This is a genomic window from Immundisolibacter sp., from assembly GCF_041625615.1.
Taxonomy (GTDB): Bacteria; Pseudomonadota; Gammaproteobacteria; order Immundisolibacterales; family Immundisolibacteraceae; genus Immundisolibacter.
This window is the reverse complement of record NZ_JBFJTF010000104.1, coordinates 1-8,516: the sequence shown is the minus strand read 5'-3', so window position 1 is coordinate 8,516 and position 8,516 is coordinate 1. Positions and strand designations below refer to the sequence as shown.

Genomic DNA, 8,516 nt, shown 5'->3' with positions numbered 1-8,516 from the left:
TACGCGCCGGGAAGGCTTCCACCAGATAGGCGGCAATTGGCCCGTAGACCAGGGTCACCAGCAGCACCTGCAGCCACACCAGGCCGATCAGCTTGTGCGCCGCCGGGTGGCGCAGCACCTCGCCGACGCTGAGATCGGTCAGCACCTTCGAGGCCGGCTGCAGCTGCCCGTCCACCAGGGTCAGCGGCGTCAGCGTGGTGTCACCGGTGACCGGGTGCGCCTGCGACTGCACGGTGGTCACCTGCGAGCCGGCCACGTCGCGCATGGCACCGTAGATGGGCAGGTAACTGACCACGGCCAGCGCAAAGCCCGCCATCATCAGGCGCTTGCGGCCGATGCGGTCCGACAGTGCCCCGCACAGCACGAAAAACGGCATGCCCAGCAACAGCGCGCAGGCAACGATGGTGTTGGCGGCAAGACCACCGACGTTGAGGATGCTCTGCAGGTAGAACAGCGCATAGAACTGGCCCGTGTACCAGACCACGCCCTGCCCGGCGGTGGCGCCGAACAGCGATACCAGCGCGCGCTTGAGGTTGGCGGGCTGGGTAAACGCCTCGCGGATCGGCGCGGCGGAGGTCATGCCGCGTTCGCGCAGCTGCTCGAAGATGGGCGACTCGCGCATCTGCACGCGCATGTAGAACGACACGCCCACCAGCAACAGCGACAGGAGGAACGGCAACCGCCAGCCCCAGGCGGAAAAGGCCTCGGCGCTCATGCTGCCCTGCACCGACAAAATGACCGCCAGCGACACGAAAAGACCCAGCGTGGCGGTGATCTGGATGAAGCTGGTGTAGAAGCCGCGGCGGTGGTCCGGCGCATGCTCGGCCACGTACACCGCCGCGCCGCCGTACTCGCCACCCAGCGCCAGTCCCTGCAGCACGCGGATCGCCAGCAACGCCAGCGGCGCCGCAATGCCGATGGTCTCGTAGGTGGGCAGGACACCGATCAGCGCCGTGGCACCGCCCATGATCAGCAGCGTGATCAGGAACGCGACCTTGCGGCCCACCCGGTCGCCGATGCGCCCGAAGAACAGCGCCCCGAACGGCCGCACCACGAACCCGACGGCGAAGGTGGACAGGTAGGCGATCAACGCCAGCGTGTCGTTGCCCGACGGGTAGAACAGCGGCGCGATCACCGGCGCAAGCGCGCCGAAGATGTAGAAGTCGTACCACTCGATCATGGTGCCGGCGGACGACGCGCCGATCACCTTCCAGATGCCCTTCGGCGTGCGGCCGGCAGCCGCGGCGTGTGCCGATGCGTTCAAGATGTTGCCTCCCCTGTTGTCGAGATCGTCCTGTCGTGATCGTGCGGCGGCGGCTCAGTCCGCGCGCCAGCGGAAAATGCGCGCGCCGATTCCCAGGAACGCCAGCGTCATAACGGCCAACGTCAGCAATTGGGGCGTGACGTCGGCCATCCCGGCGCCGTCCAGCATGATGGCACGCGCCCCGCCGACCAGATGCGTCAGCGGGAATACCTGCGCCAGCTGCTGCAGCCACGGCTGGCTGCCTTCCATGGAGAACCACACGCCCGACAGCAGCATCATCGGCCAGGACAGGAAGTTCAGGATGCCGCCGGCCAGCTCCTCGCTGGTGACGAAGGCCGCCACCACGAAGCCCATGGCGATCATCGACAGCGCACCCAGCGTCGCCATCAGCGCCAGCAGCGCGTGCGAGCCTTCCATGCGAAAGCCAATGACCCAGTCGGTGCCCACGTACACCGCCAGCGTGATGCCCATGATCAGCAGCAGGCGCGAGCTGAGCTGCGCCAGGATGAACTCGATCGGCCGCACCGGCGTGGCGTTCAGCCGCTTCAGGAACCCGCTCTTGCGGTAGCGCACCACCACGTAGCCGACGCCCCACAGGCACGAGAACATCATGTTCATGCCCAGGATGCCCGGCAGCAGGAAGTCGATGTAGCGGATCGGCCGACCGGGCACCGCCCCCGGCTCCAGGGTCGCGCCACCGGCGGCGCGCAGCAGGCGTTCCAGCACGTAGCCCTTGGGCGATTCGGGGTTGACCCAATAGCGCGGCGGCGGCTGCAGGTCCAGCAGCATGTCCAGCCGGTGACGCCCCACCTTGGCCACCGCGGCATCCCGCTCGGTGGCCGGCAGCGCATAGAACTCGGCATACCGGGTGCCCAAGAACGGGTGCGCGTCCACCTGCACCGGGTCGCCGGCGCCGATCACCGCCACCTTGAACAGCGGCCGTGGCGGGCCGCCGAAAATGATGGCCAGGCCCGCCACCATCACCAGCGGGAACAGCAGGTTCCAGCCCAGCGAGGCACGGTCGCGCAGGAACTCCATGTTGCGGGCATGGGTCAGGGCCAGGTAACGACGCAACACGGTACGGACTCCCTCGATCAATCGGGCGGACTCAGGCGCGCAGCTCGCGCCCGGTCAGCTCCAGGAACAGGTCTTCGAGCGTTCGCTCGCGGATACGCAGGCGCTGCAGGCCGGCACCGGCCCCTTCCAGCGCCGTCAGCGCGACCGGCACCTCGCGCGTGGACAGCTCCCACAGCTCGCCGGCATCCAGCAGGGCATGCGCGAATTCGGCCGGTGGGTCGAAATCGGCCTTCGGCAGGGTCAGGACCACGTCCTCGAAATGCGCCTTCAGCAACGCGTCCGGCGATCCCTGGGCGATGATGCGGCCACGGTCCATGATGGCGATCTCGTCGCACAGCACGTAGGCCTCTTCCATGTAGTGCGTGGTCAGCAGGATGGTCTTGCCCTGGGCCTTGATGTCCTGCACCAGCTTCCAGAAGTTGCGCCGCGCCTGCGGGTCGAGGCCGGTGGTCGGCTCGTCCAGGAACACGATGTCCGGATCGTTCACCAGCGCTATGGCCAGCAACAGGCGCTGGCGCTGGCCACCGGACAGCTTGCGGTTGTCGCGCTCGAGCAGATCGCGCAGCTGACACAGGTCGATCAGCGCCTCCAGATCGGCGCGGCGCGGATACAGCCGGTGGAACAGCACCAGCGTCTCGCGCACCGTCAGGAAATCCTGCAGCGCCGTGCTCTGGAACTGAATGCCGGCCTCGGCGCGAAACTGCGCGCCCTGCACCTCGCCCCGGTACAGCACGCGCCCGGCGGTCGGCCGGCAGATGCCCTCGAGCATCTCCACCGTGGTGGTCTTGCCGGCGCCGTTGGGCCCGAGCAGGCCAAAGCAGATGCCGGCCGGCACACTGAAGCTCACGCCGGCGACCGCGCGCACACCGGGGTATTCCTTGATCAGGTCCTGGACGTCGAGAATCGGGGTCATGTTGCTCGGGGGCTGGACGCCCCACGCGGGGTGGGTTTAGCGTGTCGAATGCCGGATTATCACCGAAAGGAGGACAGGCCCATGACTGAGCCACGCGCCGACGGTTTCCCGGAACTCGACGACCTGCGCCGCCAGCATCGCCAGCTCGATGCCAAGATCGACCACATCGAAAGCGGTCCCGGCCTGGCCTCGCCACAGTTGAAGGAACTCAAGCGTCGGCGCCTGGAGCTGCGTGACCGCATCGTGCGGCTGGAGGCGCTCAACGGCAGCGCCTGACGCCCGGGCGTCCCGATGCGCCCCTGATTCAGACAGAGCTTCCGACCGGGGCACGATGCCCCGGCGTGAATCAACGGCTTGAGCCTTGATTCATGGAGCGCAGCGCGGGGGTACCGCGCTGCGGCGAGCCGAATGATTCCAGGACAGGAATTTTTCGGCCTTTGCCGAAGGACCACCAGAGTCCCGGCGTCAGAGCCCGAGGAGAAACGTGTCATGAATCAACCGCTCGACCTGCCCGTCGCCGCGGCGCCGGCCAGCTTTGTCCGCGAGGCGGATGCCGATCGGCCGTTCGCCGTCGACCGACGCATCTTCACCGACCCCGACCTGTTCCAGCGCGAGCTCGAGCACATCTTCGAGGGCAGCTGGCTGTACCTGGCGCACGAAAGCCAGATCCCCAATCCGGGCGACTTCTTCACCACCCACATGGGCCGCCAGCCGGTCATCATCAGCCGCGGCACGGACGGCACGGTCCACGGCTTCGTCAACGCCTGCGCACACCGCGGGGCACAGCTGTGCCGTACCCGGCGCGGCAACGCCAGGTTCCTGACCTGCCCGTACCACGGCTGGGTGTACGACAGCGCCGGCCGCAACGTCGAAATCAAGGACCGCGCCAGCGGCGCCTACCCGCCGGCCTTCGAGCGTCAGAATCACGACCTGACGCCCCTGCCCCGCCTGGAAAGCTACCGCGGCTTCCTGTTCGGCTCGCTCCGCGCCGGGGTGCCGACACTGCGCGAGCACCTGGCCGCCGCCGCCGGCGTCATCGACGCCCTGGTCGACCAGTCGCCCCAGGGGCTGGAAGTGCTGCGCGGCGGTTCCAGCTACACCTTTCGCGGCAACTGGAAGGTGCACGCCGAGAACGGGCTCGACGGCTATCACGTGAGCACCGTGCACGCCAACTTCATCGGCATGGTGATGCGGCGGCAGACCGAGCGCGGCGGCAAGGCGCTGACCTCGATTGCCGATGACCGCATCCTGGAACAGGCCAGCGGCGCCTACGACCTGGGCAGCGGGCACGTACTGGCCTGGTCCAACGTGTCGCAGCCGGGGGTACGCCCGCTGGCGCGCGAGCGCGAGCGCCTCACGGCGCAGTTCGGCACCGGCAAGACGACCTGGATGATCGACCGCATGCGCAACCTGCTGCTGTTTCCCAACCTGTTCCTGATGGACCAGACCTCGACCCAGATTCGCGTGTTCCGGCCACTGGCCCCGGACCTGACGCACGTGCAGATCTACTGCCTGGCGCCCCGCGGCGAGGCACCCGAGGCACGGCGCCTGCGGGTGCGCCAGTTCGAGGATTTCTTCAATGCCACCGGCATGGCCACACCGGACGACCTGACCGAGTTCGAGGCCAGTCAGGCCGGCTTTGCCGCCGCCGCCAGCACCGGCCCACAGGACTACGCGCGCGGCCACGTCCGCGCCCGGCCGGGTGCCGACGGCCCAGCCGCCGAGCTGGGCGTCGCGCCGGTGCAAAGCAGCCCGAACTTTCAGGATGAAACCCACCTGCCGGCCATCTTCCGGCAATGGCAGCACCTGCTCGCCACCCCGAGGACCGCCTGATCCGGCGCGGCGGGCGGTTATCCTAAAAAGCACACTTCGCCGCCGCAGGCGCGGCGAAAGCCGCCATCTTCGTTACCGCGCAAGGAATCCGCCATGCCCGCCATGCTTCAGGACAAGGTCATCATCGTCACCGGCGGAGGCGGCGCCATCGGCGGCGGCATTGCCCGCCTGGCCGCCGCCCAGGGCGCGCGGGTGGTGGTCAACGACATCGGCGGCTCGGTGGGCGGGAACGGCATCGACGCCGGCCCGGCGCAGCGCATGGTGGACGAGATCCGGGCCAGCGGTGGCCAGGCCGTGGCCAGCACCGACAGCGTGGCCTCCTGGGACGGCGCGCAGGCCATCGTGCAGACCGCGCTCGACGCCTTCGGCCGCGTGGACGGCGTGGTCAACAACGCCGGCATCCTGCGCGACGGCATCTTCCACAAGATGTCGCCGGAGGATTTCGAGGCGGTGATCCAGGTGCACCTGTTCGGCTCGTTCTACCTCAGCCGCGCCGTGGCGCCGCTGTTTCGCGAGCGCAGTGCCGGCGCCTTCGTGCACATGACCTCCACCTCCGGCCTGATCGGCAACGTCGGCCAGGCCAACTACGCTGCCGCCAAGCTCGGCGTGGTCGGGCTGTCGAAGTCGATCGCACTCGACATGCGGCGCTTCGGCGTGCGCAGCAACTGCATCTCGCCGTTTGCCTGGAGCCGCATGATCGGCGCCATCCCCACCGACACGCCCGAACAGCAGGCCCGCGTCGAGCGCCTGAAACGCATGACGCCGGACAAGATCGCCCCGGTGGCGGTGTTCCTGCTCTCGGACGCGGCCGACACGGTCAACGGCCAGATCTTCGCCGTCCGCGCGAACGAGGTGTTCCTGATGTCGCAGTCGCGCCCGCTGCGCTCCATCCACCGCGACGGCGGCTGGACGCCGGAGCAGCTGGCCGAGCGCCTGCCGGGCGCCTTTGCCGAGCAGTTCTACCCGCTCGCCGTGTCGGCCGACGTGTTTGCCTGGGACCCCATCTGATGGCGCTCGACTACCACCACCTGCTGGCCTGGCCGGTGCCCGAGGTGCGCCAGACCTACAGCGTGCGCGACAGCCAGCTGTACGCGCTGGCGGTGGGCCTCGGCGCCGACCCGACCGACCCCCGGCAGCTGCCGTTCGTCTACGAACAGTCCCCGCAGGCCCTGCCCACGCAGGCGGTGGTGCTGGGTTACCCCGGCTTCTGGATGAAGGACCCGGGCACCGGCGTCGACTGGGTGCGTCTGGTGCACGCCGAACAGGGGCTGACCGTGCACCGGCCGCTGCCGGCCAGCGGCGAGGTGATCGGCCGCACCCGTGTCATCGGCATCAACGACAAGGGCCCGGGCAAGGGCGCCATCGTCTACAGCCGGCGAACCCTGCACGATGCCGCCAGCGACGAACTGATCGCCACCCTCGACATCAGCACCTTTTGCCGCGGCGACGGCGGCTGCGGCGGCAGCGACGCGCCGCCGATGACCCTGACCCCAACGCCCGAACGCGCGCCCGACGCCGCCTGCGAACTGCCCACCACGCCGCAGCAGGCCCTGCTCTACCGCCTGTGCGGCGACCTTAACCCGCTGCATGCCGATCCCGAAGTGGCGCGCGCCGCCGGCTTCGAGCGGCCCATCCTGCACGGCCTGTGCACGTTTGCGGTGGCCGGTCACGCCCTGCTGCGCACGGCCTGCGACTACGACCCGGCGCGGCTGACCGCCCTGAAGGCGCGCTTCTCGGCGCCGGTCTACCCCGGCGAGACGCTGCGCACGGACATCTGGCACGGGGCGGACGGCATTGCCTTTCGCACCGTGGCGGTGGAGCGCGACACCGTGGTGCTCAGCCACGGCCAGGCGCAGATCGCCGCCCGATAGCCGCGGCACGGGATCCGTTTCGCGCTACGGCAGGCCCGACGGGGCTGCCCGCGCGCAACGTCCCGCGCGTGCTCAGGCGTCGCCGGCGGTCTGCAGCTGCTGACGGCGGGTGAAGTCCAGCATGCGCGCGATCGGCCGCCGCGCCCGCTCGCCGACGGCGGGATCGACGTGAATCTCCCCGGCGCCGGTTTCCAGCGCGTGCAGCAACGCCTGCAGGCTGTTCATGGCCATCCACGGGCAGTGCGCGCAGCTGCGGCAGGTGGCGCTCTTGCCGGCCGTCGGCGCCTCGATCAGCCGCTTGCCGGGCGCCAGCTGGCGCATCTTGTGGAAGATGCCGCGGTCGGTGGCGACGATGAATTCCTCGGCGTCCATGTCGCGCACCGCCTGCACCATGCGGCTGGTGGAGCCGACCACGTCGGCCTGGGCAACGACACTGGCCGGCGACTCCGGGTGCACCAGCACCTTGGCCTGCGGATGCTCGCGCCGCAGCGCCTCCAGCTCCGTGCCCTTGAATTCCTCGTGCACGATGCAGGCACCGTCCCACAGCAGCATGTCGGCGCCGGTCTGCTCGCGGATGTAGGCGCCCAGGTGCTTGTCGGGCGCCCACAGGATCTTCTGCCCCTGCGCGTGCAGGTGACTGACGATGTCCACCGCGCAGGACGAGGTCACCATCCAGTCGGCGCGGGCCTTCACCGCCGCCGAGGTGTTTGCGTAGACCACGACGGTGCGGTCCGGGTGCTGGTCGCAGAACGCGGCGAAACGGTCCGCCGGGCAACCGAGGTCCAGCGAACAGGTGGCCTCCAGCTGCGGCATCAGCACGCGCTTTTCCGGGTTCAGGATCTTCGCCGTCTCGCCCATGAAGCGCACCCCGGCGACGATCAGCGTCGAGGCCGGATGCTCGTGACCGAAGCGCGCCATGTCGAGCGAGTCCGACACGTAGCCGCCGGACGACTCGGCCAGCGCCTGCAGCGCGTCCTCGACGTAGTAATGCGCCACCAGCACGGCGTCCTGCGCCTGCAGCAGCTCGCGGATGCGCGCCTCCAGCGCCGCGCGCTCGGCCCCCTGCGGCTCGGCATGCTCCACGTCCGCGGTGCGCGGGTAGTCGAGCACCGGCGTGGCGTAGATGGTTTCCTCGGACATTACAAACTCCGGACAAAGAACGGCGCCAGGCGCGGGCGGAGGATAAATCCTTTCCAAGATGGGGACGCCGCCCCCCCGATACAAGCTCACCGTGGATCGAACAGCTCGATCCAGTGTCGCACCGGCACCGACGAACGGGCCTGCAGGTGCATCTGACAGCCGATATTGGCGGTGGCGATCAGCTGCGGCCCGCCGGCCAGCAGCGCATCGAGCTTGCGCTCCCGCAGTGGCTCCGACAGCGCCGGCTGTGTCAGCGCATACGTACCGGCCGCCCCACAACACAGATGACCGTCGGCCACCGGCAGCAGTTCAAAACCGGCCCGCCGCAACAGCGCCTCCACCCTGCCGCCCAACCGCTGACCGTGTTGCAGCGTGCACGGGCTCTGGAAGGCGATGCGCCGAGGCACATCCGGCGCCG

Annotated in this window: 9 protein-coding genes; 4 read left to right on the top strand and 5 right to left on the bottom strand. The window is 69.2% G+C overall.

Features of this window, described 5'->3' with window-relative positions; all coding sequences use genetic code 11:
- The 3 genes from ABYX71_RS08810 to ABYX71_RS08800 form a co-directional block, all read right to left on the bottom strand.
- The coding region (locus tag ABYX71_RS08810; protein ID WP_372696126.1) for an MFS transporter at positions 1-1,264 on the bottom strand (1,264 nt) is incomplete at its 3' end.
- Positions 1,265-1,318: 54 nt separating this feature from the next.
- Entirely contained in the window at positions 1,319-2,341 is a 1,023-nt protein-coding gene (locus ABYX71_RS08805; protein ID WP_372696125.1) for an ABC transporter permease, read from the bottom strand.
- Positions 2,342-2,372: 31 nt separating this feature from the next.
- The gene (locus ABYX71_RS08800; protein WP_372696124.1) at positions 2,373-3,254 is read right to left on the bottom strand and encodes an ABC transporter ATP-binding protein; all 882 of its coding nucleotides are present in this window, start codon (positions 3,252-3,254) and stop codon (positions 2,373-2,375) included.
- 81 nt (positions 3,255-3,335) lie between these two features.
- Here ABYX71_RS08800 and ABYX71_RS08795 point away from each other — a divergent pair, with 81 nt between their 5' ends.
- The 4 genes from ABYX71_RS08795 to ABYX71_RS08780 all read left to right on the top strand — a co-directional run bounded on the left by ABYX71_RS08795 (position 3,336) and on the right by ABYX71_RS08780 (position 6,958).
- The gene (locus tag ABYX71_RS08795; protein ID WP_372696123.1) at positions 3,336-3,530 is read left to right on the top strand and encodes a YdcH family protein; all 195 of its coding nucleotides are present in this window, start codon (positions 3,336-3,338) and stop codon (positions 3,528-3,530) included.
- 213 nt (positions 3,531-3,743) lie between these two features.
- Positions 3,744-5,087, top strand: coding sequence for an aromatic ring-hydroxylating dioxygenase subunit alpha (locus ABYX71_RS08790; RefSeq protein ID WP_372696122.1), 1,344 nt, complete (start codon positions 3,744-3,746; stop codon positions 5,085-5,087).
- Between the two features lie 102 nt (positions 5,088-5,189).
- Complete coding sequence (locus tag ABYX71_RS08785; protein ID WP_372696127.1) at positions 5,190-6,095, top strand: SDR family oxidoreductase; 906 nt, start codon at positions 5,190-5,192, stop codon at positions 6,093-6,095.
- Positions 6,095-6,958 (top strand): MaoC/PaaZ C-terminal domain-containing protein, encoded by an 864-nt coding sequence (locus ABYX71_RS08780; protein ID WP_372696121.1) that lies wholly within the window; start codon positions 6,095-6,097, stop codon positions 6,956-6,958. Before ABYX71_RS08785 ends, ABYX71_RS08780 begins: the two co-directional genes overlap by 1 nt.
- Before the next feature lie 72 nt (positions 6,959-7,030).
- On the opposite strand, the gene nadA is transcribed toward ABYX71_RS08780, so the two are convergent.
- Together nadA and ABYX71_RS08770 are read right to left on the bottom strand one after the other, a co-directional pair.
- Positions 7,031-8,098 carry a quinolinate synthase NadA gene (gene nadA / locus ABYX71_RS08775; protein WP_372696120.1) on the bottom strand — a complete coding sequence of 356 codons (1,068 nt, stop codon included), beginning with the start codon at positions 8,096-8,098 and terminating at the stop codon, positions 7,031-7,033.
- An 86-nt stretch (positions 8,099-8,184) separates the two neighbouring features.
- The coding region (locus ABYX71_RS08770; RefSeq protein WP_372696119.1) for a heterodisulfide reductase-related iron-sulfur binding cluster at positions 8,185-8,516 on the bottom strand (332 nt) is incomplete at its 5' end.